Source organism: Humibacter albus DSM 18994 (assembly GCF_000421825.1).
Taxonomy (GTDB): Bacteria; Actinomycetota; Actinomycetes; order Actinomycetales; family Microbacteriaceae; genus Humibacter; species Humibacter albus.
This window is the reverse complement of the sequence record NZ_ATXT01000011.1, coordinates 496,819-523,513: the sequence shown is the minus strand read 5'-3', so window position 1 is coordinate 523,513 and position 26,695 is coordinate 496,819. Positions and strand designations below refer to the sequence as shown.

21 protein-coding genes are annotated in these 26,695 nt (G+C 67.6%); 15 read left to right on the top strand and 6 right to left on the bottom strand.

The annotated features are described in order from the left end of the window. Nucleotides 1-6: 6 nt before the first annotated feature. Nucleotides 7-2,142 carry an MMPL family transporter gene (locus tag H623_RS0103815; RefSeq protein ID WP_022899624.1) on the bottom strand — a complete coding sequence of 712 codons (2,136 nt, stop codon included), beginning with the start codon at nt 2,140-2,142 and terminating at the stop codon, nt 7-9. Nucleotides 2,143-2,286: 144 nt separating this feature from the next. Between H623_RS0103815 and tdh the strand changes: the two genes are divergently transcribed. Next, nucleotides 2,287-3,330 carry an L-threonine 3-dehydrogenase gene (tdh, locus tag H623_RS0103810; protein WP_022899623.1) on the top strand — a complete coding sequence of 348 codons (1,044 nt, stop codon included), beginning with the start codon at nt 2,287-2,289 and terminating at the stop codon, nt 3,328-3,330. Beyond that, on the top strand, nt 3,327-4,514 hold the full coding sequence (locus tag H623_RS0103805; protein WP_022899622.1) for a glycine C-acetyltransferase: 1,188 nt from the start codon (nt 3,327-3,329) through the stop codon (nt 4,512-4,514). The genes tdh and H623_RS0103805 overlap by 4 nt, the downstream gene beginning before the upstream one ends. Before the next feature lie 288 nt (nt 4,515-4,802). Here H623_RS0103805 and H623_RS20840 read toward each other — a convergent pair whose 3' ends face one another. The 3 genes from H623_RS20840 to H623_RS0103790 all read right to left on the bottom strand — a co-directional run bounded on the left by H623_RS20840 (nt 4,803) and on the right by H623_RS0103790 (nt 7,665). Beyond that, on the bottom strand, nt 4,803-5,366 hold the full coding sequence (locus H623_RS20840) for a septum formation family protein (RefSeq protein ID WP_084485567.1): 564 nt from the start codon (nt 5,364-5,366) through the stop codon (nt 4,803-4,805). A 19-nt stretch (nt 5,367-5,385) separates the two neighbouring features. Further along, the gene (locus H623_RS0103795; RefSeq protein ID WP_022899620.1) at nt 5,386-6,399 is read right to left on the bottom strand and encodes an LLM class flavin-dependent oxidoreductase; all 1,014 of its coding nucleotides are present in this window, start codon (nt 6,397-6,399) and stop codon (nt 5,386-5,388) included. Between the two features lie 150 nt (nt 6,400-6,549). Next, entirely contained in the window at nt 6,550-7,665 is a 1,116-nt protein-coding gene (locus H623_RS0103790; protein ID WP_425402084.1) for a coiled-coil domain-containing protein, read from the bottom strand. Between the two features lie 149 nt (nt 7,666-7,814). On the opposite strand from H623_RS0103790, the gene H623_RS0103785 reads away from it, so the two are divergent. The 6 genes from H623_RS0103785 (at nt 7,815) to H623_RS0103760 (ending at nt 15,779) form a co-directional block, all read left to right on the top strand. Beyond that, nucleotides 7,815-9,206, top strand: coding sequence for an MFS transporter (locus H623_RS0103785; protein WP_022899618.1), 1,392 nt, complete (start codon nt 7,815-7,817; stop codon nt 9,204-9,206). Between the two features lie 58 nt (nt 9,207-9,264). Beyond that, nucleotides 9,265-10,278 (top strand): LacI family DNA-binding transcriptional regulator, encoded by a 1,014-nt coding sequence (locus H623_RS0103780; protein WP_022899617.1) that lies wholly within the window; start codon nt 9,265-9,267, stop codon nt 10,276-10,278. 240 nt (nt 10,279-10,518) lie between these two features. Then, a complete protein-coding gene (locus H623_RS17615) occupies nt 10,519-12,345 on the top strand; it encodes a glycoside hydrolase family 13 protein (protein WP_022899616.1) in 1,827 nt (608 codons plus the stop codon). A gap of 49 nt (nt 12,346-12,394) precedes the next feature. After that, on the top strand, nt 12,395-13,777 hold the full coding sequence (locus H623_RS0103770) for a type 2 periplasmic-binding domain-containing protein (RefSeq protein WP_022899615.1): 1,383 nt from the start codon (nt 12,395-12,397) through the stop codon (nt 13,775-13,777). A 167-nt stretch (nt 13,778-13,944) separates the two neighbouring features. Continuing rightward, nucleotides 13,945-14,820, top strand: a complete 876-nt coding sequence (locus H623_RS0103765) for a carbohydrate ABC transporter permease (protein ID WP_026939882.1) — start codon at nt 13,945-13,947, stop codon at nt 14,818-14,820. Further along, complete coding sequence (locus H623_RS0103760; protein ID WP_022899613.1) at nt 14,817-15,779, top strand: carbohydrate ABC transporter permease; 963 nt, start codon at nt 14,817-14,819, stop codon at nt 15,777-15,779. The genes H623_RS0103765 and H623_RS0103760 overlap by 4 nt, the downstream gene beginning before the upstream one ends. Here the strand turns inward: H623_RS0103760 and H623_RS17610 are convergent. Then, on the bottom strand, nt 15,769-16,869 hold the full coding sequence (locus H623_RS17610; RefSeq protein WP_022899612.1) for a winged helix DNA-binding domain-containing protein: 1,101 nt from the start codon (nt 16,867-16,869) through the stop codon (nt 15,769-15,771). The two genes, H623_RS0103760 and H623_RS17610, sit on opposite strands and share 11 nt — an antisense overlap. 25 nt (nt 16,870-16,894) lie before the next feature. After that, nucleotides 16,895-17,947: an App1 family protein phosphatidate phosphatase gene (locus tag H623_RS0103750; RefSeq protein WP_026939881.1), complete on the bottom strand. Its 1,053-nt coding sequence runs from the start codon at nt 17,945-17,947 to the stop codon at nt 16,895-16,897. Between the two features lie 182 nt (nt 17,948-18,129). Between H623_RS0103750 and H623_RS0103745 the strand changes: the two genes are divergently transcribed. From H623_RS0103745 to leuS, 7 genes are all read left to right on the top strand, one after another. Further along, nucleotides 18,130-18,777, top strand: a complete 648-nt coding sequence (locus H623_RS0103745) for a TetR/AcrR family transcriptional regulator (RefSeq protein WP_022899610.1) — start codon at nt 18,130-18,132, stop codon at nt 18,775-18,777. A gap of 197 nt (nt 18,778-18,974) precedes the next feature. After that, nucleotides 18,975-19,886, top strand: coding sequence for an ABC transporter ATP-binding protein (locus H623_RS17605; protein WP_022899609.1), 912 nt, complete (start codon nt 18,975-18,977; stop codon nt 19,884-19,886). Next, the gene (locus tag H623_RS0103735; protein WP_022899608.1) at nt 19,883-20,572 is read left to right on the top strand and encodes an ABC transporter permease; all 690 of its coding nucleotides are present in this window, start codon (nt 19,883-19,885) and stop codon (nt 20,570-20,572) included. The genes H623_RS17605 and H623_RS0103735 overlap by 4 nt, the downstream gene beginning before the upstream one ends. After that, a complete protein-coding gene (locus tag H623_RS17600; protein ID WP_022899607.1) occupies nt 20,569-21,303 on the top strand; it encodes an ABC transporter permease in 735 nt (244 codons plus the stop codon). The genes H623_RS0103735 and H623_RS17600 overlap by 4 nt, the downstream gene beginning before the upstream one ends. Before the next feature lie 47 nt (nt 21,304-21,350). Then, nucleotides 21,351-22,283 carry an ABC transporter substrate-binding protein gene (locus tag H623_RS0103725; RefSeq protein ID WP_022899606.1) on the top strand — a complete coding sequence of 311 codons (933 nt, stop codon included), beginning with the start codon at nt 21,351-21,353 and terminating at the stop codon, nt 22,281-22,283. A 23-nt stretch (nt 22,284-22,306) separates the two neighbouring features. After that, nucleotides 22,307-23,896, top strand: coding sequence for an anthranilate synthase component I family protein (locus H623_RS0103720; protein WP_022899605.1), 1,590 nt, complete (start codon nt 22,307-22,309; stop codon nt 23,894-23,896). Nucleotides 23,897-24,036: 140 nt separating this feature from the next. Then, nucleotides 24,037-26,610 (top strand): leucine--tRNA ligase, encoded by a 2,574-nt coding sequence (gene leuS, locus H623_RS0103715; RefSeq protein ID WP_022899604.1) that lies wholly within the window; start codon nt 24,037-24,039, stop codon nt 26,608-26,610. Nucleotides 26,611-26,695: the final 85 nt, after the last annotated feature.

Here is a 26,695-nt window from a genome sequence, read left to right as displayed (position 1 = left end):
CGGTGGTCATCGAGTGCCCTTCCGCCCGAGTTTCGACGGCCACCAGATTGCGCGCCCGATGTCATAGGAGACCGCCGGGACGAGCAGCGATCGCACGATCAGCGTGTCGACGAGCACGCCGAATGCGACGATGAAGGCGATCTGTGCCAGGAACAGGATCGGGATGACCCCGAGTGCCGCGAACGTCGAAGCCAGAACGAGCCCGGCCGACGTGATCACTCCGCCGGTGACGGCGAGCCCACGCAGGATGCCTTGCCTCGTTCCGTGCAGGATGGTCTCCTCGCGAACACGGGTCATCAAGAAGATGTTGTAGTCGATTCCCAGCGCCACGAGGAAGACGAATCCATACAGCGGCACTGCGGGATCGGCGCCGGGGAAGCGGAAGATGCCGTTGAAGACGTATGCCGAGACACCGAGTGAGGCCGCGAACGAGACGACGACGGAGAGAACGAGCAGCACCGGTGCCAAGACCGCCCGCAACAGCAGCATCAGGATCACGAGGATCACGACAAGCACGATCGGAATGATCATGTTGCGATCGTGAATCGACGCGTCGTTCGAGTCGATGGAGACCGCGGTGACGCCGCCCACCAGGATGCCGTCGTCGAGCCGGGTCAGATCATGCCGCAACGAGCGGACGGTCGATTCGGCGGCATCCGAGTCCGCGGCATGCGTGAGCGTGGCCTGCAGCATCACGTCGTCGTTCACCACCGTCGGCTCGGGCGCTGGACTTCTCGGAATCAGCGGTTGCACGCCGTCTTTCGTCACGGAGGCGCTTCCGCTGGGGGAGCCCTTCGCAACGACGGACACCGACGAGACTCCATCGTGAGCCAACAGGAGGTCGGCCATGCCCTGAAGCTCGGACTTCGGGCCGACCACCAGGGCCGGGCTGCCCGAGCCGCCCGGAAAGTGCTCGGCGAGTACGTTCTGGCCCTCACGTGCGTCGGAATGCGCGAGCACGAGATCGCTCTGCGGCATGCCGTCGGCCTTCAGCTGGAGCACACCGGTGGCGCCGGCCAGCAGCGCGAGCGTGCACACGATCCAGATGATGCGCGGAGCCCCGCGGATCCAGCCGGCCACACGCGCCCAGAAGCCATGCGCGTCCGGTCCGACCACCTGCGCATGCTCCGACCCGAGCTTCGGCCGCACCGGCCAGAATGCCGCACGTCCGAACGCGAGGAGCAATGACGGCAGAAGCGTCATGGCGGACAGGAATGCGAACACGATGCCGATGGATGCCACGGGGCCGAGCGCCTTGTTCGAGTTGAGATCGCTGAACAGCAGGCAGAGCAGGCCGACGATGACGGTGCCGGCCGAGGCGACGATAGGCCCGAACGCGCCGCGGAGGGCGGCCCACGTGGCACTCCACCTGCTGCGCTCATCCCGCAGCGCTTCGCGGTATCGGGAGACGTAGAGCAGCGAATAGTCGGTGGCCGCGCCGATCACGAGGATGAACAGGATGCCCTGTACCTGGCCGCTGAGCTGCACCACGCCCCACTTGGCCAGCCACCAGACCACGAGCAGGGCGACGCAGAGGGCGAACATCGATGTGGCTAGAACGAGAACCGGCAGCAGCGGTGATCGGTACACGATGACGAGGATGACGAACACGGCCGCCAGCGCGACGGCGAGAAGAATGCCGTCGATTCCCCCGAACGCGGCGACCAGGTCCGCGGTGAACCCGCCCGGTCCGGTCACGTAGGCTCGCACGCCATCGGGCGTGCTCGAGTCGAGGTGGCCCCGCAGTCCCGCCACGTGGGCGTCGAGGTTCGAGTCGTCCGCGAACGGCACGAAGACTTCGGCCGCCTTGCCGTCCTTCGACGTGACGGCGGGCGACACGTCTCCCTTCACGCCGGGCAGGTCGGCGATCTTCTTCGTGTCGTCCGAGATGGCGGCGAGGTCCGCCTTGGACAGGCCCGATGAGCGCGCGTAGACCACGATCGCCGGCACGGAATCGCTTCCGCTGAACTTCGCCTGCAGGTCGGCGACCTGAGTGGCGTCCGCGCTGGCCGGAAGATAGCTGGCCTGATCGTTGCTCGACACCTCGGAGACGCGCCCGAAGAACGGTCCGCCCACTCCGGCGAGCGTCAGCCAGACCAGGATCAGGACGGCGGGCAGTACGACTCTCAACCAGCGGGGCATTCGGCCATTCTTCCGCGGAGACCAGATCGCCGGCGAACCAATCGCCGATCGACGCCGGACGAGCGGTCCGCGGCGCATTATCGTGATCGGGGAGGCGATGGCGCCACATGCCGGTCGTCTCCTCGAATTGGAGAAGGGTGGCTCATGAGGGCACTGTTCAAACCCGCTCCCGGTCCAGGCTTGGAGCTCGTCGAGCGGCCGGACCCGGTGACGGGACCGGAGGATGTCACGATCCGGGTGCTGCGCACCGGCATCTGCGGCACCGACCTGCACATTCTGCGCTGGGACGACTGGGCGGCATCGGCCGTGGCTGCACCACTCGTGCCCGGCCACGAGTTCTACGGCGAGGTGGTCGAGGTGGGGCCCCTCGTGCACGACGTCGCGGTCGGTGACCAGGTCTCCGGCGAGGGGCATATCGTGTGCGGCACCTGCCGCAACTGCCGTGCCGGCCGCCGGCAGATGTGCATTCGTACGCAGGGCGTCGGGGTGCAGCGCGATGGTGCGTTCGCCGAATACCTGACGCTGCCGGCGAGCAACGTGTGGGTGCACCACGAGTCGATCGAGCCCGAGGTCGGCGCCATCTTCGACCCGCTCGGCAACGCCGTGCACACCGCGCTCGCGTTCCCCGTCGTGGGGGAGGACGTGCTCGTCACGGGCTGCGGTCCGATCGGCCTGATGGCGATCGCCGTCGCCCGGCACGTGGGAGCGCGCTTCATCGTCGGCACGGATGTCAGCGCTCCCCGCCTGCAACTGGCGTTGCAGATGGGTGCCGATCACGCTGTCGACGTGTCGACGACGCCGATCGTCGAGGCACAGCATGCCCTCGGCATGCGCGAAGGATTCGACGTGGGATTCGAGATGAGCGGTTCGCCGACCGCGCTTCCGCAGATGATCGAGAATCTCAACCATGGCGGGCGCATCGCCATGCTCGGCCTCCCGTCGGCGCCCTTCGCTATCGACTGGGGCAAGGTCGTCACGCACATGATCACGTTGAAGGGCATCTACGGCAGGGAGATGTTCGAGACGTGGAACGCGATGGGCGCCATGCTGCAGACCAGCGCGGTGCTCCGGCAGGCGATCGCGTCGATCATCGCGCAGTGCTTCGCCGCACGGGACTGGGAACAGGGCTTCGCGGCCGCGGCCGCGGGCGGAACAGGCAAAGTCATCCTGGATTGGACGCAGCTATGACGTACACGGGTTATCGCGGCTTCGCGGCGGCCGAGCTCGCCGAGATCGAGCGGGCGGGACTGACCAAGCGAGAGCGTGGCATCCGCGGACCGCAGAGCGCGCAGATCGTCGCCGACGGCGACGAGGTGCTGAATTTCTGCGCCAACAACTATCTGGGACTGGCCGACGACCCCCGTCTGGTCGCGGCCGCTCGCGCTGCGCTCGATAGCTGGGGCTACGGCATGGCGAGCGTGCGGTTCATCTGCGGCACCCAGGAACAGCACCTGGAGCTCGAGCGGCGCGTGTCGGAGTTCCTGGGCACCGAGGCGACGATTCTCTTCTCCTCGTGCTTCGATGCGAACGGCGGCGTCTTCGAGACACTGTTTCGCGAGCAGGATGCGATCATCTCCGACGCACTGAACCACGCGTCGATCATCGACGGCATCCGCCTGAGCAAGGCACGCAGGCTGCGCTACGCGAACCGCGACATGGCGGACCTCGAGACTCAGCTGCAGGCATGCGCCGACGCGCGCTTTCGGGTGATCGTGACCGACGGCGTGTTCTCGATGGACGGGTATCTCGCGCCGTTGCGGGAGATCTGCGATCTTGCCGACCGGTATGACGCGCTGGTGTTCGTCGACGACTCGCACGCGGTGGGTTTCGTGGGCGAGCACGGGCGGGGAACGCCGGAGTACTGCGGCGTTGAGGGCCGGGTCGACATCTACACGGGCACGTTCGGCAAGGCGCTTGGCGGGGCATCCGGTGGCTACGTCTCCTCGCATCGCGAGATCGTCGACCTGCTGCGGCAGCGGGCCCGGCCGTACCTGTTCTCGAACACCCTGGCGCCGTCGATCGTCGCCGGAACGCTCACCGCGCTCGACCTGCTCGAGGGGTCCGCGGAACTGCGAATGCGTCTGCGCTCGAATGCGGCGCTGTTCCGGTCACTGATGACGGCTGCGGGGTTCGAGCTGCTGCCCGGGGAGCATCCGATCGTGCCGGTGATGTTCGGAGACGCGGCGATGACCGCGCGCATCGCCGACGAGATGCAACGACGCGGCGTCTACGTGACGGCGTTCAGCTTTCCGGTCGTGCCGCGAGGCCTCGCCCGCATCAGGGTGCAGCTGTCGGCGGCCCACACGCCGGAGCAGATCAGGCGGTGCGTGGACGCATTCGTGCAGGCGCGGGACGCAGTCGGCAACGACTGACGCGCATCACCACCCACGACCGCACCCGGCACCGGCTTCGAGCCCCTGCCGTTGCTCGGCCGACGCTTTGTTGTCGGGCCGCCTCCTCGCCGCTGAGCCGCCCGCTTGTCGTCGGGCCGCCTCCTCGCCGCTGAGCCACCGGCTTGTCGTCGGGCCACCCCTCTATTCGCGCGAACAGGCGGGTGGCTCGACAACAACGTGCGGGCTCGGTGAAGTCGGCGAGGCGGGTGGGGTGGCGGGCTCGAGAGGTCGAGCACGGAACGCAGGTGGGTAGGACTCCTACCAGGGTCAAGGCACGGTCTGCGCGCTCGCGCCGCCGATCCCCTTCACACTGCCGACGAGGCGTCCCTGGGTCGAGAAGATGACGCAGGCGGCCTGCCGGTGGCCGGCGTTCCAGTCCCCTTCGCTCGGCGTGAAGTCGCTGAAGTTCAGTGATGTGTCGTACACGCTCACGCCGACGTAACTCGTGAACGCGTTCGTGCAGAGGTCGTCGGCGGCCGCGAAGGTGCCCTCAGGTCCGGGATAGGCGCCGTCGCCCAGCGAGGGCAGGGCGAATACTTCCGCTCCGTGCGGGAGCGCGCAGGAGACGACGGTGTACGTGATGTCTTCGAGCTCATCCGAGCCCGCAGGGTCCTGCAGGCAGTCTCCGACGGCGAGGGCCGAAAAGGCGACAGTGGTCGCAGTCGGAGTGGGCGTCGGAGTCCGGGTGGGGGTCGCCGATGCGGTGGCCGATGCGGAGCGCGTGGCAGGGGGTGCCACCGCCGATGTGCACGCCGTGAGGGCAGTCAGGGCGAGCATGCTCGCCCCTGCCACCACGAGCATCCGCACGGTACGAGAACGACGCCGACGCATTCCGTCAGGCTATCGGCCGTCAGCCGAGCGCCGGCGCCACGTCGCGCACGATGGACTCCAGCACGCGGGCGTTGAAGTCGACGCCGAGCTGGTTCGGCACGGTGACGAGCACGGTGTCGGCCTCGTGCACGGCGGCGTCCTGCGTGAGCTCCTCGGCGATGGCGTCGGGCTCGCCGATGTAGCTGCGTCCGAACCGCGCCAGGGTGCCGTCGATATGACCCACCTGGTCATGGGCATCGGCCTGCGCGCGAAGACCGAAATAGCGCCGCGTCTCGTCGTCGATGATCGGCAGGATGCTCCGCGAGACCGAGACGCGAGGCTCGCGTTCGTGTCCAGCCCTCGTCCACGTCTCGCGGAACAGCCGCACCTGCTCTGCCTGAAGCTCGGAGAGCGGAACGCCGGTGTCTTCGGTGAGCAGGGTGGAGCTCATCAGATTCATCCCCTGTTCGGCGGCCCAGACCGCGGTCGCGCGGGATCCGGCGCCCCACCAGATGCGATCCGGCAACGTCTCCGACCGAGGCTCGATAGCGAGCGGAACGCGACGGCCCGACATCTCGGGATCCGAATACACGACGCCGGCGCCGGCGATCGCGGCGCGGAAGAGCTCGGTGTGGGAGCGCGCCATGTCTGCATCGGTCTCGTCGTCGCGCGGCACGAAGCCGAACGCCTGATAGCCCTTGTCGGCCGGCTCCGGTGAGCCTCGGCTCACGCCGAGTTGAAGTCGGCCGCCCGCGATCAGATCGGCGGCCGCGGCGGACTCCGCCATCGCGAGTGGATTCTCGTATCGCATGTCGATCACGGCCGTGCCGATCTCGATGCGGGAGGTGCGCGCGCCGATCGCCGCCAGCAGGGGGAACGGCGAGGCGAGCTGGGGGGCGAAGTGGTGCACGCGCACGTAGGCGCCGTGCACGCCCACCTCTTCGGCCGCCTCCGCGAGCTCGATGGTCTGCACGAGCGCATCGGAGGCGGTGCGCACGAGCGAGCCCGGGGCATCCGACCAGTGGCCGAACGAGAGAAATCCTATGCGTTTCACTGCATCTATAGCGGCGCGCCGCCGGCTGCTATTCCCACGCGGATCGAGGGGGATGACACCGTGGTGCAGGGGCCCCGGCGAGAGCCCCGCAAGTCCACGGCGGTCGGATCGATGCCCGCTCGTCGATTGGCACGGTCGGCGCCGGTTCGGTCAGTACCAGTGCGGATCATGCGACATCTCGAAGTTCCACGCGCCGCACGGGGTGCCATAGCTGCGGGAGATGTAGTCGAGTCCCCAGTTGACCTGCGTGTCTCCGTTCGTCTGCCAGTCCGCGCCGGCAGTACTCAGCTTGGAAGCTCGCCAAGCCTGGGGGATGCCATACGCCCCGCTGGAGGAGTTGTATGCGTTCCAGCGCCATCCGGACTCCATGTTCCACAGGTCGATCAGGCACGACATCTGAGAGCCGTCCCAGCCGTACGCACCGAGGCGGCTGCTGGCGTACGCCTGAGCGGCCCCGGGGGTGCAGCCGCCGGTGCAACCGGCCGACGTGTCGATGGCGCCGTCGCTTCCACCGCTGCTGGGGGCGTTCTGCTGAGCCGCCTGCGCGGCGGCGACGCCGGCGTAGTACTGCTGTTGTGTGGACGCCGCCGTGTTCTTCAGCGCGGCCGCTTGCGCGTAGAGCACCTTGCTCTGCTTCTGCTGCGTGGCCAGTGACGCGTCCGCTGCTGCCTTCGCCGCCTGTGCCGCCTGGTAGGCCGAGTCCGCGTTCTGCTCAAGCGTGGTACGGATGTCTTCTGCAGCTTTGGCCTGTCCCTGCAACGACGAGACGACGTTCTGCTTCTGCTGTGCGAAGTCCTTCAACTGCGCGACGTGACTGGTGAGTTGGCTCGCGGCGCCGAGTTGGTCGAGAAGGTCTTTGGCCTTCGTCTTGTCACTGAGCAGGAGCTTGGCGGTGAGGTCGCCGCCACCGGAGATGTACAGCTGTGATGCGAGCTTGCCGTACTGCGTCTTGGCCTTCGCGGCCGACTTCTGCGCCTCGGCCACCTGGGCGTTGATCGCGTCGAGCTTCGTGGTCTGGTCGGTCAGCGCGTTCTTCGCCTGGGTGTACTCGAACTCCTTCTTGAGCTCGAGGTCCGCCGCGTTCTGCGCCGCGGTTTGGAGCTGTGAGACCAGGGCGGAGATCTTCTGATACTCGGCCTGAGCGGCTGCGGCGTTGCTCTTCGCGGCCTGCACCTCGTCCCAGCTCGGGTAGTCGTTGTTGTCGGCGTGCGCGGGTGCGGCGGCGGCCAGGGGAAGTGCCACCGCGATGGCAGCGCCCAGCGCCACCAGGCGCATCCGCCTACCGGTGTCGCGCCGAGGCGCTCTCGGTCGTCTTCTGCGCACAATCACGCTTGCCACGATAGGCAGTCATCGTTCTGCCACCGAGGTCATCCCTCGGCATGCCGCGCCTCGACCCAGCGTGCTTGACTGACCGAATGACGAGCGAGAGCGTGACCGGCACCCGGGACGCCGGCGGCGGGGACAGCGTGAAGCGGGCCGTGCTCGTCGTGGCGATACTGGCATCCCTGGTCGCGTTCCTCGACGGATCGGTCGTGAACGTGGCGCTCCCGGCCATCGAACGGGAGCTCGGCGGCGGCCTCGTGCTGCAGCAGTGGGTGGTGGATGCCTACCTCATCACGCTCGGCGCGCTCATCCTCCTGGCGGGCTCGCTCTCCGACGCGTTCGGTCGTAAGCGCATCCTGATGATCGGACTGTTCGGCTTCGGCATCGCCTCGATAGCCTGCGCACTGGCGCCCGACGGCATCTCGCTCGTAATGTTCCGCGCGGTGCAGGGCATCGCCGGGGCGCTCCTCGTGCCCAGCTCGTTGGCCATCATCATCCAGGTCTTCACCACCGAGGAGCAGCCGCAGGCGATCGGCCGCTGGACCGCGTGGACGTCGGCCGCCATGCTCGCCGGGCCGCTCCTCGGTGGCCTGTTCGTCGACACGCTGTCGTGGCGGCTGGTCTTCGCCATCAACCCGCTGCCGATCGCGGTGACCATAGTCATCCTCTGGCGCGTACGGCTCCACGACGAGTCGGGTCATGGGCATGTGGACTACCTCGGTGCCGTCCTGGGTGCCCTCGGACTCGGTGGGGTCGTGTTCGCCCTGATCGAGCAGGGTCAGGCGGGCTGGGGGAGTCCGCTGGTCTGGGGGATCGGCATCGCAGGATGCCTGTGCCTCGGCGCGTTCGCGCTCGTCGAGCTCCGCACTCCGTGGCCGATGCTCCCATTCGGCCTGCTGCGCATCCGCAACTTCGGCGTCGGCAACCTCGCCACACTCTTCATCTATGCCGCGCTGTCGTTGGGAACGCTGATCGTGGGCATCTACCTGCAGGAGATCGCTGGCTGGCCCGCGACGCTCGCCGGGCTGGCGCTGATCCCCTCGACTGTGGTCATGCTCGCGCTCTCGAGCCGGTTCGGCGCCTTGTCGGGTCGTGTCGGGCCGCGGCTGTTCATGGCGGTGGGGCCCGTCTTCGCGGCGGGCGGATACCTGCTCATGCTCACGATGGGCACCCAGGTGGACTACTGGTGGCAGCTGCTGCCCGGCATCGTGGTCTTCGGCCTGGGACTCGCGATCACGGTCGCGCCGCTGACCGCGGCGATCCTCGGCGCCGTTCCGCCCGAGCACGCCGGCATCGGGTCTGCGATCAACAACGCCGTCGCGCGGATCGCGGGACTCGTCGCCGTGGCATGTGCTGGCCTGGTGATCGCGGGACCGCTCGATCGCGCGGGCCTGCAGCGCATTCTGTTCGTCAGTGCCGGGATGCTCGTGTGCGGCGGGATCGTGTCGGCGCTCGGTATTCGAAACCCGAAGCGGCCGAATTGAGACGGGGCACATGTCGAATAATTGCGTCTTCATGCAAGTGATTGCGTAAGATGTGACCATGGCGAAAAGGCTGGCGGAGGTCGCCCGCAAGGTGGGTGTCAGCGAGGCGACAGTGAGTCGTGTGCTCAACGAGAAGCCGGGGGTCAGCGAGGCGACGAGGCAGGCGGTGCTGACTGCGCTCGACGTGCTCGGATATGAGCGACCGACGAAGCTCAGGGGTGAACGGGCGCGGCTGGTGGGTTTGGTGCTGCCCGAACTGTCGAACCCGATCTTTCCGGCATTCGCCGAGGTCGTCGGCGGCGCGCTCGCCCAGAACGGGTACACGCCCGTGCTGTGCACGCAGACGGCGGGCGGCGTCTCGGAGGCCGACTACATCGACCTTCTGCTCGAGCAGCACGTCTCCGGCGTCGTGTTCGCCGGAGGGCTCTACACGCAGGAGCTGGGTGCACATGAGCACTACGAGAGGCTGCGCGAGGTGAAGTTGCCGACGGTGCTGGTGAGCGCCCCGGTCGACGGCATCGGATTCCCGACGGTGTCCTGCGACGACGGCGTCGCCACCCAGCTCGCTGTGCGCCACCTCATTCAGCTGGGGCACACGCGCATCGGTTACGTGCTGGGGCCGAAGGACCATGTGCCGTCTCAGCGCAAGGAGGCCTCGGCACGCCGGGAGATCGATCGCGCCGGCCTGACGTTCGACGACGACCTGGTCGTGCGATCGCTCTACTCGCTCGAGTCGGGCCAGGCCGCGGCGGCCGCGCTGCTGCGCAGGGGAGTCACCTCGATCGTGTGCGCGAGCGACCCGCTGGCGCTCGGCGTCATCAGGGCCGTGCGGCGCGCGGGGCTGCGCGTGCCGGAGGATGTGTCCGTCATCGGGTACGACGACTCCTCGTTGATGGGCTGCGTGGAGCCGCCATTGACCACGGTGCGGCAGCCGATCGAGTCGATGGGGCGGATGGTGATGGAACTGCTCACGACGCAGATCCGCGGCGAGGCGCCGGAGGTCGACGAGTTCCTCTTCGAGCCGGAGCTTGTCGTACGTGCGTCGACTGGCCCCGTGCCGCACGCAGCCTGAGGCGGCGCGGTGCGGGCCCGCGCGCCCCGTGGACGAGCCCGATAGCCGTTTGCGTGCGCAAGCCGTCGCAAATGACGCAAGCGAATTGCCAAATGTTTAGTTCTTGCGTCATTTTGTAGAGATAGCTACTTTGAGAGCGACACCGAGGGCATCCGTCTTCGGCGGTCATGAGATCAGCTTCCCGATCCCGGCAGCGCTGCCTTCGAGTGGTGCTCGCCTCTCCCGCAGAAAGGCACCCGAGTGGACTCGCCCTCTCTCGCCGACACCGAGCTCTCCGCACCCGAAGCGGCGCAGCAATCCGACGCAGCACGGGCATCCGACGCAGCACAGGCATCCGACGGCCGTACCGGTGCCGCGACGGGGCGCGCCGACGCGCCGGTCACTCGCCGTCCGACGCCGGCCGGCGATCCCGAGTGGTGGCGCAGCGCGGCGATCTACCAGATCTACCCCCGCAGCTTCGCAGACGGGAACGGTGACGGCGTGGGCGATCTCGCGGGCGTCAGGCGTCACCTCGGCTATCTGCGCGACCTCGGCGTGGATGCTCTCTGGTTCACCCCCTGGTACGAGTCGCCTCTCGCGGACGGCGGCTACGATGTCGCGGACTACACCTCCATCGATCCACGGTTCGGCACCCTGCAGGAGGCGGAAGCGCTCATCGAGGAGGCGCTGGCGCTGGGCATTCGCACCATCATCGACATCGTTCCGAACCACATCTCGGACCGCCACCCGTGGTTCCAGGCAGCCTTGGCTGCGGGGCCGGGCTCGCCGGAGCGCGAGCGCTTCTGGTTCCATCCTGGCGAGGGCCTGAACGGGGACGAGATCCCCACGCGCTGGGAGTCCAGCTTCTCGGGAGAGACCTGGACCCGCACCACGAACCCGGACGGAACACCGGGCGAGTGGTACCTGCACCTCTTCACTCCGCAGCAGCCCGACCTGAACTGGAACCACCCCGACGTGCGACGCCTGCACGAGGACGTGCTGCGATTCTGGTTCGACCGCGGCGTCGGCGGTGTTCGCATCGACTCGGCGGCACTGCTCGTGAAGGATCCGACGCTGCCCGAGGTGCCCGAGCATCCGGGACCGGGAGCACATCCCACACAGGACCGCGACGAGCTTCACGACATCTACCGGCGCTGGCGCTCGATCGCCGACTCGTACCCTGGCACTCGTGTGCTCGTGGGCGAGATCTGGCTTCCCGACATCGACAGGTTCGCGCGGTATCTGCGCCGGGACGAACTGCACACCGCCTTCAACTTCGACTTTCTCGCCCGTGCGTGGGACGCGGCTCAACTGCGGGAATCGATCGAGCAGACGCTGGCCGCCCACGCGCCGGTGAACGCGCCATCGACCTGGGTTCTCTCGAACCACGACGTCACCCGGCCCGTCACTCGCTACGGCCGCGCCGACTCCTCGTTCTCGTTCGCGCACAAGCGCGCGGGCACTCCGACCGACCTCAGGCTGGGCGAGCGCCGGGCTCGCGCGGCCGCGCTTCTCACGGCAGCTCTTCCGGGTGCGCTGTACATCTACCAGGGCGACGAGCTCGGCCTTCCCGAAGTCGAGAACATCCCAGAAGATCTGCTCGAGGACCCGATGCACTTCCGTTCCGGCGGCGTCGACCCCGGACGCGATGGATGCCGCGTGCCGCTTCCGTGGAGCGGCTCGCATCCGCCGTTCGGCTTCAGCCCCGACGGCGCCGGCACGGCCCCCTGGCTCCCGCAGCCGACGGACTGGGCGGCGCGCACCGTGCAGGCGCAGCAGGCCGATCCGTCGTCGATGCTCTGGCTGTATCGGCAGGCGCTGCGTCTGCGTCGTCGGCTGAATGCGCAGGCGGGCGACGCTTTCGCGTGGTGCGAGCTCGGGCCCGGCGTGCTCGGCTTCGATCGCGGAAGCGCGTTCCGATGCGTCGCGAATCTCTCCCGAGGCGACGTGAGGCTCCCGGCGGATGCCGACATCATCCTGTCCAGTAGCCCGTTGCACAACGGCGCGCTGCCCCCCGACTCCACGGCGTGGCTACGAACACAGCACGAACCGCTCGAGATCCACTCCGGTTCCAGCCGGAACGGATGAACCGAAATACGCACCCCACATTCCGCACACCCCGAAAGGAACGACGACGATGAAGTCTCCAGCGAAGATCGCGGTGCTGGCCGCGGCCGCACTGGCCGGCGTGGGCATCCTCAGCGGATGCTCGTCGAACAGCGGCGGCTCCGGCGACGGCCAGGTGAACCTGGTCGTGGCGCCCGTGCTGCCCGGCGCTACCGCCGATGCGCTCACGGCTCTGCACGACCGTGTGAAGCAGTTCGAGAAGAAGTATCCGGACATCAAGGTCAAGGCCATCGAATACCAGTGGACAGGTACGACGTTCGCCGCCGAGCTCGCCGGCGGCACCTTGCCCGATGTGTTCAACGTGCCGTTCACCGACTCGAAGACGCTCGCGAACAACGGCCAACTCGCCGACATCACGAAATACTTCAAGCAGACGTCGACGGCCGACAAGTGGAACAAGAACGTGCTGGATGTCGCGACCGGCGATGACGGCAAGGTGTACGGCATCCCGTGGGGTCCGTACGCGATGGCGCTCTCGTACAACCGCGACATCTTCACCAGGGCCGGCCTCGACCCCGACAAGCCACCGACGACGCTCGATGAGATCGAGCAGGACGCCAAGACCATCTCGCAGAAGCTCCCGGGCGTCGCCGGCTACATGCAGATGACGAAGGACAACACCGGCGGCTGGGAGCTCGCCACCCTCACCCAGGCGCTCGGCGGCCACCTCGAGAAGGTGGGTTCCGACGGCAAGGTCACCGTCACCGCGGACAACGCGAAGACGAAGCAGGCGCTGAACTGGTTGAAGGCGCTGCGGTGGAACGACGACGCCATGGGCAGCAATTTCCTGTTCGATTGGAGCGGCATCAACGAAGCCTTCGCCTCCGGCAAGGTGGCGATGTACATGAGCGGGTCGGATGTCATCGGCTCGCTCATGCAGGCCAACGGTTTCGATCAGAAGAAGTACGGCGTGACCACGTTCCCGCTGGCCTCGAACGCGAGCGCCGGCATCCTCTCCGGCGGCAACGTCGACGTGGTCAACGTGAAGGACAGCCCCGAGCAGATCGCCGCTGCCGTCAAGTGGATCGACTTCTACCGCACGCAGCCCACGGTCGACAAGAGTGCTGCAGTGAAGAACGCGAAGACCCTTGCCAAGGGTGACCAGGCGGTGAATGCACCGACCCTGCCGGTGTTCGACAAGGCCACGTGGCAGAAGAACCAGGAGTGGATCAAGCCGTACGACAACATCCCGGTGGAGAACCTCAAGCCGTTCACGGACGGCATCTTCGACCAGAAGATCTCCCCGGAGCCTCCGTCGCACACCCAGGACCTCTACGGAGCTCTCGACCCTGTCGTGCAGGCTGTGCTGACCGACAAGAACGCCGATGTCGACTCCATGTTGAAAGCGGTCGATACCAAGATCCAGGCGCTCGTCGACGCCGACGGCAAGTGACCTCCACTGTGACGCGCGCCACGACGGACGCCCCCGGGCCGCCGGCCATCGTGCCGGCGGCGCCGGGGCGCGGCCCTGCATCGAATCGCTCGTCCGCTCCGGGCAGCAGGACCGACGATTCCGCCCGTGCGCTCGCGCGTCGACGCAGGCACAACCCGATCACGTGGGTGCAGCGCGGCGGGCTGACCACGCTGTTGTTCCTGCTGCCGCTCCTGATCATCTTCGGGGTCTTCTCGTGGACCCCGATCGTGGAGTCGGTGATCATGAGCTTCCAGAAGACGAACCTCGTCACCGCCCCTGTCTTCGTCGGTTGGGACAACTTCGTCGCGGTCTTCCGCGACCCGGTGTTCTGGGTCGCCCTGCGCAATACGGGCTATTTCGCCGCGCTCGCGCTGCTCTTCGGGTACCCGATCCCGCTCGTGGCCGCGGTGCTGATGAGCGAAGTGCGCCGCATGAAGGGGCTGTACAGCGTGCTCGCCTACCTGCCGGTGGTGATTCCGCCCGTGGTGTCGGTGCTGCTCTGGAAGATCTTCTACGACGCAGGCCCGACGGGGGTCTTCAACACCATCCTCAGCTGGGTGGGCATCCCTCCGCAGCCGTGGATCCAGGATGCCGCGACCGCGATGCCGTCGCTCGTGCTGCAGGCGACGTGGGCCGGCGCGGGTGGGACGATCATCATCTATCTGGCGGCGCTGACGTCGGTCTCGCCCGACCTCTACGACGCCGCAGAGGTCGACGGCGCGAGCATCTGGGGCAAGATCTGGCACGTCACGTTGCCGCAGCTGCGGGGCATCCTCTTCATCACGCTGATCCTGCAGATCATCGCCACGGCGCAGGTGTTCCTGCAGCCGTTCCTCTTCACCGGCGGGGGACCGGTCAACTCGACCACTACCATCCTGCTGCTGATCTATCAGTACGCGTTCACCAACAGCCTCGGCGGCGCCTACGGGCAGGCCACGGCGCTCAGCATCATGCTGGCGGCGTTCCTGGCCGTCTTGTCCGTCGTGTACTTCCGGCTGACCTCGAGATGGAGCGACGAATGACCACCACCGCACCCGCCGAGCCCGGCGTACAGGACACCGTGGTCACGCCGCGTCGGCGTCGCAGCCGCCAGGTCGCCGAGGAGCCCGAACGCGGCATCCTCTCGGCGGCCGACCGTCGGCGACCGCAGGTACGAGTGCTCGGGACGATCGTGAACGTCGTGCTCGGCGTGTGCCTCGTCGTGATCGGTCTCGTGCCCCTGCTCTGGCTGCTGAAGTCGGCCGTGACGCCGACGCAGGACACGCTGACGCAGCCGCTCGCCCTGTTCCCGAACGGGTTCGCGTTCTCGAACCTCTTCAAGGCGTGGAACGACGTCAAGATCGGCGACTTCTTCTTCAACACCATCTGGATGGCCGCTGGCGAGTGGGCGGTGCAGCTCCTGGTCGCCACGACGGCGGGATACGCACTCTCGGTGCTGCGGCCCAAGTACGGCAAGATCATCAGCGGCCTCGTGCTCGCAACGCTCTTCGTGCCCGCCGTCGTGCTGCTCGTCCCGCTCTACCTGACGATCCTGCACCCGCCGCTCATCGGACACTCTTTGATCAACACGTTTTGGGCGGTGTGGCTGCCGGCAGGCGCGAGCGCCTTCAACGTGCTGCTGGTGATGCGGTTCTTCGATGCGCTGCCCCGCGAGGTGTTCGAGGCCGCGAAGACGGACGGCGCCGGAACGTTCCGGCTGTTCTGGTCGGTGGTGCTGCCGATGTCGAAGCCGATCATCGGTGTCGTGTCGGTGTTCGCGATCAATGCCGCCTGGGCGGACTTCCTCTGGCCCAACCTCGTGCTGACGAACATCGGGATTCAACCGCTCTCGGTGCGCCTACCGCAGATCCAGTCGTCGACGGATCTCGGGGTGTATCTCGCGGCGCTGACGATCGCCACCCTCATCCCCGTCGCGATCTTCCTGATCTTCCAGCGCACCTTCCTGCGCGGCGGCGGGTTGGGCGGAGCGGTCAAGGGATGACGACGCCACCCGGCTCGACACCGAGGAACCGCGCGAGTCGCGCGGCCTCGGTCTCGAGACCGTGTCGTTCGGACTCCGTGAGCGTGCTGAACGGTTCCGCCTCGACGGTTGCGACCGAGCGGCGGATGCTGTGACGCCACGTTCCGACGACCCGACCGGCCGAGACGATAGCGGGAAGGAACACGCCGTTACCGGTCGGCGAGACGCGCCAGGCGTGCTCGGCGGGGAGCGCGGCGGATCGGTCGCCGTACCCGAGCACGTACTCGTCCCACGCGGCGATCGCCTTGAGCCCGCGCGGGCGGGCGGGCGTCGCGTCCAGCTCTGAAGGGGCCACGAGGAATTCGTCGTCGCCGACGCGCACGGTCGTCAGCGCACCGGCGGCGACCTCACGCGCGCGGCGAGCATCGCTGAGGGTGAGTCCCGACCACCAGGCGAAGTCGCGCACCGTGATCGGTCCGTGCCCGGCCGCGTAGCGGGTGAGGTAGCGGCCGAGCGCCTCTTCTCGCTGAAGCGGTGGTGCGTGCGGGACGAGAACCAGCTCGGGCTGCGCCCCGCGATAGGGGCCCCAGGCCACGAGCCCTCGCAGAGCGGTATCGCGGATGTAGCGGTACCCGCGCTCGGACGATGTGTCGACGCCGGCGCGCTTGAGTGCGCTGAGCGCTTCTGCTCGGGTCGTGGGCCCATGCTCCGCGACCTGGTCGACGATGACAGCCGATGCTCGATCGAAGTCGTGAGGCGAGATGCCGCGCTGCCGTGCCTCTCGATCGACGGCGGCGCGTTGCCGCGCGGAGGTGAGCGAGAGCATCCAGCCGAGGTCTTCGGCGGCGACCAGATGCAGGGTGCCGCGCATCGTCCACGAGCGCAGCACCGCGCCGCTGGCGAAAAGGTCTTCGACGTCGCCGAGGCGTGCGCGCGGCGATCGCACGCCCACCGCCCATCGCGCGGCCGGGACGTTCTGCGCCTGCACGGCGGCGAGCCGGCGTACGACGTCGAGCGGTGACTGCGTGTGCCCGGTCAGGAACTGCGTGTTCAGTCGGCGTGCGCGCAGCCACGAGACGGATGCCACGGCCACCTCCTCATCGATCACCATCGATGATGGCAGCCGCCACCGTCATTCAGACGGCGATGCCGATGGCGCGCAGTTGGGCGAGGAGCCCGGCGCCGTCGGCTCCGTACACCCAGGGCACGCCGCTCGTCTGGGAGTGTTTCTCCGCCTTGGACCGACCACCCGCCAGCACCGATTCGGCGTTGGAGAGCTGGCGGATCGCCACGGCGGCGACGTTGCCCGGATGCTCCATCACGAAGTCCGCGTAGATCTGCTCGTCGTGCTGCCCGTCGTCACCGACGAGCAGCCACTTGACGTGCGGGAACTCGTCGACGAGGCGGCGCAGGCTGAGCTCCTTGTGCTCGCGGCCGCTACGGAAGAAGCGATCGTGGGTCGGGCCCCAGTCGGTGAGGAGCAGTGCGCCCGGGGGAAAGAGATTGCGGGAGAGGAACCGCGTGACGGCCGGAGCCACATTCCAGGCCCCGGTCGAGAGGTAGACGATGGGCGCTCCGACGTGCGAGGCTGCGAGTCGTTCGAGCAGCACGGCCATCCCCGGCGTCGGCACTCGCGCGTGCTCGTCGAGCACGAACGTGTTCCACGCCGCCAGGAGCGGCCGGGGGAGCGCGGTGACCATGACTGTGTCGTCCACGTCGGAGATGACGCCGAAGGCGGCTTCCTCGGCGACGACCTGCACGGGGGAGGTCGCGACGTGGCCCGTGTGCCCGGCGTGAAGCGAGACGGTGTGAACGCCGGGCTGAAGGCAGACCGGGATGACCGTGTCGACGACACCCCCGCGATCCGGCCTCACGCTGTGGCACGTGCCGTCCACCTCGATCTCGACGTCGATGTCGCTGTACGGAACGCTGATGAAGCTGCGCCAGCCGCGCACGCTCTCTTCGCGTTTGCGGTTCTTGCGCTCGGCCCGGGAACCGGGGCGCGGATCCCTCGCCAGCACGACGCGACCGAGCACGCGGATCCACTCCGTCGTGCCGTATCCGGGATACGAGAGGACCGTGGGCAGCGAGCCGCGCTTCAGGGCGCGTCGAGCCCGGAAAGCGTGGAAGGCATCCTCGATGCGGGCAGCGCGATGCATCGTCTGCTCGGGTCGGGGGCGGCGGAACATCGTCACAGTCTTTCACGAGTGCAACCGGGGTTCGCGCGTCGGTGCGGCAACGTTTTCTCCCTCACCGACTCGCGACACGTCAACTAGTGGTGAACATGAAGACCTATCGGTTAACGTCGAACGCAACAGCGGTACGTCACGTTCGGGTCGGGCGACGCGTGAAAGAGGAGCAGTTACACAAGATGATCGAAGAGATCCTCGTCGGCACGAAGGACGCCGCGAATGCGGCATCTCTGAGGGTCGAGCCCGCTCAGGACCGAAGCCTCGCTCGCATCGACGCACTTCTGGACGCCGCGGCAGCGGTGGTCGATGAGGTCGGCTTCGACCGGCTCTCCACCGCGCAGGTGGCGGAGACGAGCGGGGCATCGATCGGCACGGTCTACCGGTACTTCCCGGACCGCATCGCGCTGCTCACGGCCCTGCGCGATCGCGCGATTCTGCGGTACCGGCTGACGGCATCCGACGAGTTGGAGCGTCGCTCGCCCGAGACGTGGCAGGAAGCCTTCGTCTGCCTCGCCGACGTGTACGAGCAGATGTTCCGCGTGGAGCCCGGCTTCCGCATCCTGCGATTCGAAGAGGTGCACGGCGCCGGCGAAGCGGACGACACGCCCGACCATCTGCACGAGTTCGCTGAGCGCGTCGCGCAGGTTCTCGCCACGCGATACGCCTTCGACTGGGACGACGAGCTGGTCTTCAGGCTCGAGGTCGCCACCCAGCTCGCGTCGTCATTGATCGAGCGTGCCCACGTCTACGGCCCGGCGTGGCGGTCCCGCCTGCTGGCGGAGGCGCCCGGCGTCGCCGTGGCCTACCTCGAGAAGTTCTACGACTGAAGCGGTTCGCCACGCGCGACGGAATGTTTCGCCGACGCGGCGGGTTTCCTGAACATCGGCCCGGGTGTCGGTGCCGTGCGACATAGTGGGATGCGGGTGCACGGCGAGTCCGCGTTCCTCCAGAACGAGACTCCGGAAATCCCACGACGCAACCGACGCGCGGCCGAGGTGGTCGCCCCGCAGGAATGAGCCATCACATGATCGAGTTCCGATCGGTGACCAAGCGCTTCCCCGACGGCACCGTGGCCGTTCGTGACTTCAGCCTGGTGATCCCGTCGCGCCGCATCACGGTGCTCGTCGGCTCGTCCGGCAGTGGCAAGACCACGATTCTGCGCATGATCAACCGCATGGTGGACCCGACGAGCGGCACCATCGAGATCGACGGCGACGACATCGCCGGCATCGAGCCGGTTGGCCTGCGCCGTGGCATCGGTTACGTCATGCAGAATGCCGGGCTGCTCCCGCACCGCCGGGTGGCGGACAACATCGCCACGGTGCCCGTACTCCGCGGCGTGCGACGCAAGGATGCCCGTGCGCGCGCCCTCGAGCTCATGGACACGGTCGGACTCGACCGTTCGCTCGCCGAGCGATACCCGAGTCAGCTCTCGGGCGGCCAGCAGCAGCGCGTGGGGGTCGCGCGCGGGCTCGCGGTGGACCCGAACATCCTCTTGATGGACGAACCGTTCGGCGCGGTCGACCCGCTGGTGCGCGCCGAGCTGCAGCGCGAGCTTCTCCGGTTGCAGCGCGACCTCGACAAGACCGTCGTGTTCGTCACGCACGACATCGATGAAGCGCTACTGCTCGGCGATCAGATCGTGATCTTCACCACGGGCGGCATCGTGGCGCAGGCCGGTACGCCGCAGGAGATCCTCGCCGCTCCGGCGGACGAATTCGTGGCGCGCTTCGTCGGCGCCGACCGTGGCAAGCGGGCGTTGCACGTGCGTGAGCAGAACGGTCGGCCCGTGGTGGTCGACTCCGAGGGCCGGGCGGCGGGTGTGCTGGTGCCGGACGACGCCGGGCTCGGCGCACGGGCCGGGGACGGTTCCCCCGCGGACGGCTCTGCTCCCGGTGGCCGGCCGGAGCCCGCTCGGGACGGTGGAGCGCGGTGAGCTGGCTGCTCGGCAACGCCGACCAGATCGTGCAGATCACGCTGGTGCACGCCTGGTATTCGGCTTTGCCGATCGTGATCGGGTTCGTGATCGCGATTCCCATCGGCTGGTTGGCGAACCGCTATCGCGTGGGTCGAGGCACGATCCTCGCCGTCGTCGGCCTGCTGTATGCCGTGCCGTCGCTGCCGCTCTTCGTGGCGCTGCCGAGCCTTCTCGGCACGCGCATCCTCGATCCGGCGAACGTCATCGTGGCGCTCACCATCTACGCGATAGCCATCATGGTGCGCACCGCGTCGGATGCCTTCGCCTCGGTCGAGATCGACGTTCTGCTGTCCGCCACCGCGGTCGGCTTCTCCACGTGGCGTCGGTTCTGGTCGGTCGAGCTTCCGCTCGCGGGCCCCGTTCTGCTCTCGGGCATCCGCGTCGTGTCGGTGAGCACGATCAGCCTGCTCAGCGTCGGTTCCGTCATCGGGGTGACGAGCCTCGGCTACTTCTTCCTCGACGGATTCCAGCGCGCGTTCGCCCTGGAGATCATCGTGGGCATCGTCGGCACGATTGTGATCGCCGTCATCTCCGACCTCCTGCTCTCGCTGGCAGGACGGCTGCTGATGCCATGGAACGCCCGCCCGCCGTCGCGTCGAGCGGTGCGCCGCGCCGAGGCGCGCACCCTGGTGGAGGCGGCATGAACTCGTGGCCTTCGGCATTCCTCTGGCTGGCGGATCCGGTCAACTGGGCCGGCCCGGGCGGTATTCCGACGCGCGTCGGCGAGCACCTGCTCTACACTCTCGTCACGCTTCTGATCGGTGTGATCATCGCCGTGCCGGCGGGGCTGGCCATCGGGCACACCGGCCGCGGACGAGGGATCGCGGTGCAGGCATCCGGTGTTTTGAGAGCACTTCCCACGCTGGGTCTGCTGCTTCTGCTCGCGCTGTGGCTCGGCATAGGGTTCACCCCTCCGCTGATCGTGATGGTCGCGCTCGCGCTGCCGCCCTTGCTCGCCGGAGCCTACGCAGGAATGGACGCCGTCGATCGGCAGACCATCGATGCGGCCCGCTCGATCGGCATGACGGGGTGGCAGGTGCTGTTCCAGGTGGAGTTGCCGCTCGCGCTGCCGCTGGTCATCGGCGGCATCCGGTCGGGATGCCTGCAGGTCATCGCGACGTGGACGGTCGCCGCCTACCTTCCGCTGGGGGGCCTCGGTCGCTACATCTACGACGGGCTCGCCGTGCAGAACTACGCCGAGATGCTCGGAGCCTCCGTGCTCGTGATCGTCCTGGCACTGCTGGCCGACGGTCTTTTCGCGCTCGTGCAACGTCTCGTGGTCCCGCGAGGCGTGCTCGCCGGGCGCAGCCGTGATGTGCGCACCCGCACCCCGCGTCGGTCCGCATCCTCCACACCATCCACCACAGCAGGCTGAATCGCGAACTCGCGCGGAAGCCGAAAAGAAAGAGAAAGCGAAGCACCATGTCACTGAGAACACGCGGTATCGCCCTCGCAGCCGTGGCAGCCGTCAGCGCCTTGGCCCTTGCGGGCTGCTCCTCGGAGAGCCCGCTCGACGACTCGTCGACGTCGTCCGGATCGAAGGCATCCGGCTCGATCGTGGTCGGGTCGGCCAATTTCCCCGAGTCCGAGATCATCGCGCAGGTCTATACGCAGGCGCTGAGCGACAACGGGGTGGATGCCAGCATCAAGCCGAACATCGGCGCCCGGGAGGTCTACCTCAAGGCCCTCCAAGACGGCTCGATCGACCTGGTCCCCGAGTACTCCGGCAGTCTGCTGCAGTATTACGACGCGAAGTCGAAGGCCAAGTCGAGCGCCGACGTCTACGCCGCCTTGAGCGATGCGCTCCCCAAGGGGTACGAGGTGCTCGACCAGTCGACGGCGCAGGATGCGGACTCGTACAACGTGACGAAGGAGTTCTCGCAGAAGTACAACGTGACCAGCCTGTCCGATCTGAAGAGCGTGCCGGTGTCGCTCACGGTCGGTGCGAACCCCGAGTTCGCGGAGCGGCCGTACGGCATCAAGGGTCTGAAGTCCGCCTACGGAGTGACAGCGACGCTGGACCCGATCAGCGACGGCGGCGGACCTCTCACCGTGAAGGCTCTGGTCGACGGAACCGTGCAACTGGCGGACATCTACACGACGAGCTCGGCGATCAAGGACAACGACCTCGTCACGTTGAAAGACCCGAAGCACATCATCATCGCCGAGAACGTGGTGCCGATCATCAACGAGAAGAAGGTGAGCACCAAGGTCAAGAACGTGCTCAACACGGTGTCGAAGGCGCTCACCACCGACGATCTCGTCTCGATGAATGCCAAGAGCTCGGGCTCCGCCAAGGAGTCCGCAGAGCAGATCGCGAAGGAATGGCTCGCCTCGAAGAACCTGTTCAAGTAGGCGCGAGCCCCGCTTCTCCGACGGTGGCTACGGCCGTCGGGGAGCGGTACGCGAACAAGCGTGCTTGTGCGAAACCGTTCCCGGCGGAGGGCGCCACGGCGCCGATCCGCCGGGAACGGCTTTCTCTGCGCATCGACGCCGAGCACGTCTTCGAGGCCTTGTTCGCCGAGGAGCCCTACGCGTTCTGGCTGGATGCCCCTGCTCGCGACCGTGGAATCACACTCCTCGGGGCGGCGTCGAGCAGCCACGCGGGCATCCTCGTGGCCGGCGGCGTGCTGCATCGGGTGGCGGACGGAGTCGCCGTGGCCACAGGGGGAACCATCGAGGACGCGGTGCGATCGTGGCGGACCGCTGACGGCGGTGACGGCGGTGCGGATGCTGGCGGTGCGAAAGATGTCGGCGCGGACGCCGTCCGTGCGGAAGATGTCGGCTCGGGCTCCCGCCGGACGTGCGCCGGCCAGGTCGACGATCAGTGCCCGCTCGGATGGATCGGGTGGTTCGGCTATGAGCACGGAGCGCGTCTGCTCGGCGCGCCGGGGAGCCCGTCGCCGTACCCCGACGTGGCGCTGATGGCGGCAGACCGCGTCATCGAGATCGACGAGGAGCGTGATGAGGTCTCGCTCTGGTACGAGGAACGCGATGACGCGGCCGCGTGGGTGGCGGCGACGAGCGATCGCCTGCGCGCGATGGCTGCGCGGCTACGCGTCGATCGCGCTCTCGGGGGAAGGCGAAGCGTTGTCACTGACACGAACCACAGCGAGGAGGGGAGCGGACGAGTCGCTCGTGCTGCCGGGCACTGGCAGCACACGGACGCCGAGTACCTGGACATGATCGCCGCGTGCCAGACGAGCATCCGCGCCGGTGACGCCTACCAGCTCTGCCTCACGACGACCGTATCCGTTCCCACGGACGAAGCGCCCTGGGCGATCTTCCGGCGGGTGAGAGAGGCGTCGCATCCCGTGAACGGCGGCTTCGTGCGCTTCGGCGACGTCGCCTTGCTGAGTGCCTCGCCCGAGCTGTTCCTGACCGTGCGGAACGGCGTGGCCGCGACGCGACCCGTGAAGGGGACGAGGCCGCGTGGTGCCACACCGGCGGAAGACGACGCGCTGCGCAACGAACTGGCTCTCGACGAGAAGGAGTGCGCCGAGAACCTGATGATCGTCGATCTGATGCGGAACGATCTTGCGCGAGTGTCCCGGCTCGGGGGAGTGGCCGTCACCGAGCTGCTCGCCGTGGAGACGCACAAACACGTGCACCAGCTGGTCAGCACGGTTCGCGCGCGACTCGCCGACGGCGTCGAGGCGCTCGACGTTCTGAACGTCTGCTTCCCGGCGGGCTCGATGACCGGGGTTCCGAAGCTGAGCGCGGTGGGCATCCTCGCCCGGCTCGAGGGCGCGCCGCGAGGGGTGTACAGCGGATGCTTCGGGCGGCTGGGTCTTGACGGGTCCGCCGAGTTGGCCATGGTGATCCGCTCGATCGTCATGGCTGATGGCACGGCCTCGGTGGGGACCGGAGGCGGGATCACGGCGTTGTCCGAACCTGAAAGGGAACTCGCCGAGGTCAAGCTCAAGGCGGCCGCGCTCCTGCGAGCGCTGCGTGCCCAGGACGGGTGAGCGGGCGGCGCACTCGAAGACGCGCTCACGGCGCGGAATTCCGCGACTGCCGACCGGGTAATCTTGACGTCACCCCCATTTTCTCGTGCGGACGCGGTGGTCCGCACACCCCACCACCTCACGCAGAGATTGAGAGCGACGTGCCACAACACGAGACGACAGACGCTCCGGAGAGCCGCTACGACTTCGCCGCGATTCAGGCGAAGTGGCTCCCGGTGTGGGAGGAACTGCAGCCGTTCCGCGCCGACGTTCCCGGCGACACTCGTCCGCGCAAGTACGTCCTCGACATGTTCCCCTACCCCTCGGGCGACCTGCACATGGGGCATGCCGAGGCGTTCGGCTTCGGCGACATCGTCTCCCGGTACTGGCGACAGCAGGGCTTCAACGTTCTGCATCCGATCGGCTGGGACTCGTTCGGCCTTCCGGCCGAGAACGCGGCCATCAAGCGCGGAATCGACCCACGGGGCTGGACGTACGACAACATCGCGCAGCAGAAGCGCAGCTTCCGGCTCTACGGACCGTCGTTCGACTGGAGCCGCGAACTGCACACCAGCGATCCCGAGTACTACAAGTGGAATCAGTGGCTGTTCCTCAAGCTGTACGAGAAGGGCCTGGCGTACCGCAAGGACGGCAATGTCAACTGGTGCCCGAATGATCAGACCGTGCTCGCCAACGAACAGGTCATCGACGGGCACTGCGAGCGTTGCGGCTTCCTGGTGGAGAAGAAGAAGCTCACCCAGTGGTACTTCCGGGTGACCGATTACGCGGACCGGCTGCTCGACGACCTGAACCAGCTCGAGGGCGCCTGGCCCACCCGCGTCCTGACGATGCAGCGCAACTGGATCGGCCGATCAGTCGGTGCCGACGTGCGCTTCTCGATCGAGGGCCGCGACGAGCCGATCAGCGTGTACACGACGCGTCCCGACACCCTCTACGGCGTGACGTTCATGGTCGTGGCACCGGACTCCGACCTGGCGGCGGAACTGGTGGCCGATGCGCCGGCCGGGGTGCGCGAACGGTTCGACGACTACCTGAAGCAGACACAGGCGTCCACAGACATCGAACGGCTGAGCGCCGACCGCGAGAAGACGGGTGTCTTCCTCGAGAGGTATGCCATCCATCCGCTGAGCGGGGAGAGGCTGCCCATCTGGGCGGCCGACTACGTGCTGGCGGAGTACGGGCACGGCGCCGTGATGGCGGTTCCGGCACACGACCAGCGCGACCTCGACTTCGCGCGCACGTTCGATCTCCCGGTGACGGTGGTCGTCGACACGAACGCGCCCGTGACGGGCACGATTCCCGTCATCCCGACCGACCCGGAGACCGGCGAGGCGGTGCTGCCCGAAGACCTCCCACCGCTCGATCCCGCGTCGACCGGTATCGCACTGGCGGGCGACGGCCGCCTGATCAACTCGGGGCCGTTCAACGGTCTGAGCAAGAACAATGCGATCCATCGGGTGATCACTGCGTTGGAATCGGCGGGCATCGGCAATGCCGCGCGCAACTTCCGGTTGCGTGACTGGCTGATCTCCCGGCAGCGGTACTGGGGAACGCCGATCCCGATCATCCACTGCCCTGGCTGCGGCGAGGTGCCCGTCCCGGAGGACCAGTTGCCCGTGCGGCTGCCGGATGCGGAGGGTCTGGACCTGAAACCCAAGGGCACCAGCCCGCTGGGAGCGGCAACGGAATGGGCCACCGTGGCCTGCCCGAAGTGCGGCGGAACGGCGACGCGCGACAGCGACACCATGGACACGTTCGTCGACAGCTCCTGGTACTACCTGCGTTATCTCTCGGCGAACGACGACACGCAGGCGTTCGACCGGGCCGAAGCGGAGAAGTGGGCGCCCGTCGACCAGTACGTCGGCGGCGTCGAGCACGCCATCCTGCACCTGTTGTACTCACGGTTCATCACCAAGGTGCTGTTCGATCTCGACTACGTGTCGTTCACCGAACCGTTCACGTCGCTGCTCAACCAGGGTCAGGTCATCCTGAACGGATCGGCGATGAGCAAGTCGAAGGGCAACCTCGTCGAGTTCGCCGATGAGTTGCGACAGCACGGTGCCGATGCGCTCCGGGTCACCCTGGCGTTCGCCGGGCCACCGGAGGACGACATCGACTGGGCGGACGTCTCGGCTGCGGGCAGTGCGAAGTTCCTCGCGCGTGCCTGGCGTCTGGCGCAGGATGTGCGCAGCTCGCCAGACGTACGGTGGCGCGATGGCGACGTGGCGCTGCGGCGTCAGACCCATCGTCTGCTGGCGGATGCCCCGTCTCTCGTCGAAGCGTTCAAGTTCAACGTGGTCGTCGCGCGTCTGATGGAGCTCGTCAACTCCACACGCAAGGCGATCGACTCCGGTCCTGGGCCGCAGGATCCCGCCGTGCGCGAGGCCGTCGAGACGATCGCGCTGATCCTCAACCTCTTCGCGCCATATACCGCCGAGGACATGTGGGAGACGCTCGGCTACGAGCCGACGATCGCGGCGGCGCAGTGGCGCAAGCCGGACCCGAGTCTGCTCGTGGAGGAGTCCGTGACGGCCATCGTGCAGGTCGACGGCAAGGTGCGCGACCGTCTCGAGGTGTCACCGCGCATCGCGGGCGAGGAACTGGAGTCGCTCGCGCGGGTCTCGGAGTCGGTCAGGCGAGCGCTCGGAGACCGCGACGTCGCCACCGTGGTCGTGCGGGCACCGAGACTCGTGAACTTCGTCACCGCGAAGTAGGTCGCGGGCCGTAGATCCTGCCGTCCCCAGCCAGCGGCTGAGCGAGTTGTTCCCGATCGGCGAGCATCCGGGCGGGGCGAGCTCG

Bases quoted from the DNA above. Each gene is read 5' to 3' on its own strand.
- H623_RS0103815 (WP_022899624.1), bottom strand. From the start codon at position 2,142: ATGCCCCGCTGGTTGAGAGTCGTACTGCCCGCCGTCCTGATCCTGGTC.
- tdh (WP_022899623.1), top strand. From the start codon at position 2,287: ATGAGGGCACTGTTCAAACCCGCTCCCGGTCCAGGCTTGGAGCTCGTC.
- H623_RS0103805 (WP_022899622.1), top strand. From the start codon at position 3,327: ATGACGTACACGGGTTATCGCGGCTTCGCGGCGGCCGAGCTCGCCGAG.
- H623_RS20840 (WP_084485567.1), bottom strand. From the start codon at position 5,366: ATGCGTCGGCGTCGTTCTCGTACCGTGCGGATGCTCGTGGTGGCAGGG.
- H623_RS0103785 (WP_022899618.1), top strand. From the start codon at position 7,815: ATGACGAGCGAGAGCGTGACCGGCACCCGGGACGCCGGCGGCGGGGAC.
- H623_RS0103780 (WP_022899617.1), top strand. From the start codon at position 9,265: ATGGCGAAAAGGCTGGCGGAGGTCGCCCGCAAGGTGGGTGTCAGCGAG.
- H623_RS0103770 (WP_022899615.1), top strand. From the start codon at position 12,395: ATGAAGTCTCCAGCGAAGATCGCGGTGCTGGCCGCGGCCGCACTGGCC.
- H623_RS0103760 (WP_022899613.1), top strand. From the start codon at position 14,817: ATGACCACCACCGCACCCGCCGAGCCCGGCGTACAGGACACCGTGGTC.
- H623_RS17610 (WP_022899612.1), bottom strand. From the start codon at position 16,869: ATGGTGATCGATGAGGAGGTGGCCGTGGCATCCGTCTCGTGGCTGCGC.
- H623_RS0103750 (WP_026939881.1), bottom strand. From the start codon at position 17,947: ATGTTCCGCCGCCCCCGACCCGAGCAGACGATGCATCGCGCTGCCCGC.
- H623_RS0103745 (WP_022899610.1), top strand. From the start codon at position 18,130: ATGATCGAAGAGATCCTCGTCGGCACGAAGGACGCCGCGAATGCGGCA.
- H623_RS17605 (WP_022899609.1), top strand. From the start codon at position 18,975: ATGATCGAGTTCCGATCGGTGACCAAGCGCTTCCCCGACGGCACCGTG.
- H623_RS17600 (WP_022899607.1), top strand. From the start codon at position 20,569: ATGAACTCGTGGCCTTCGGCATTCCTCTGGCTGGCGGATCCGGTCAAC.
- H623_RS0103725 (WP_022899606.1), top strand. From the start codon at position 21,351: ATGTCACTGAGAACACGCGGTATCGCCCTCGCAGCCGTGGCAGCCGTC.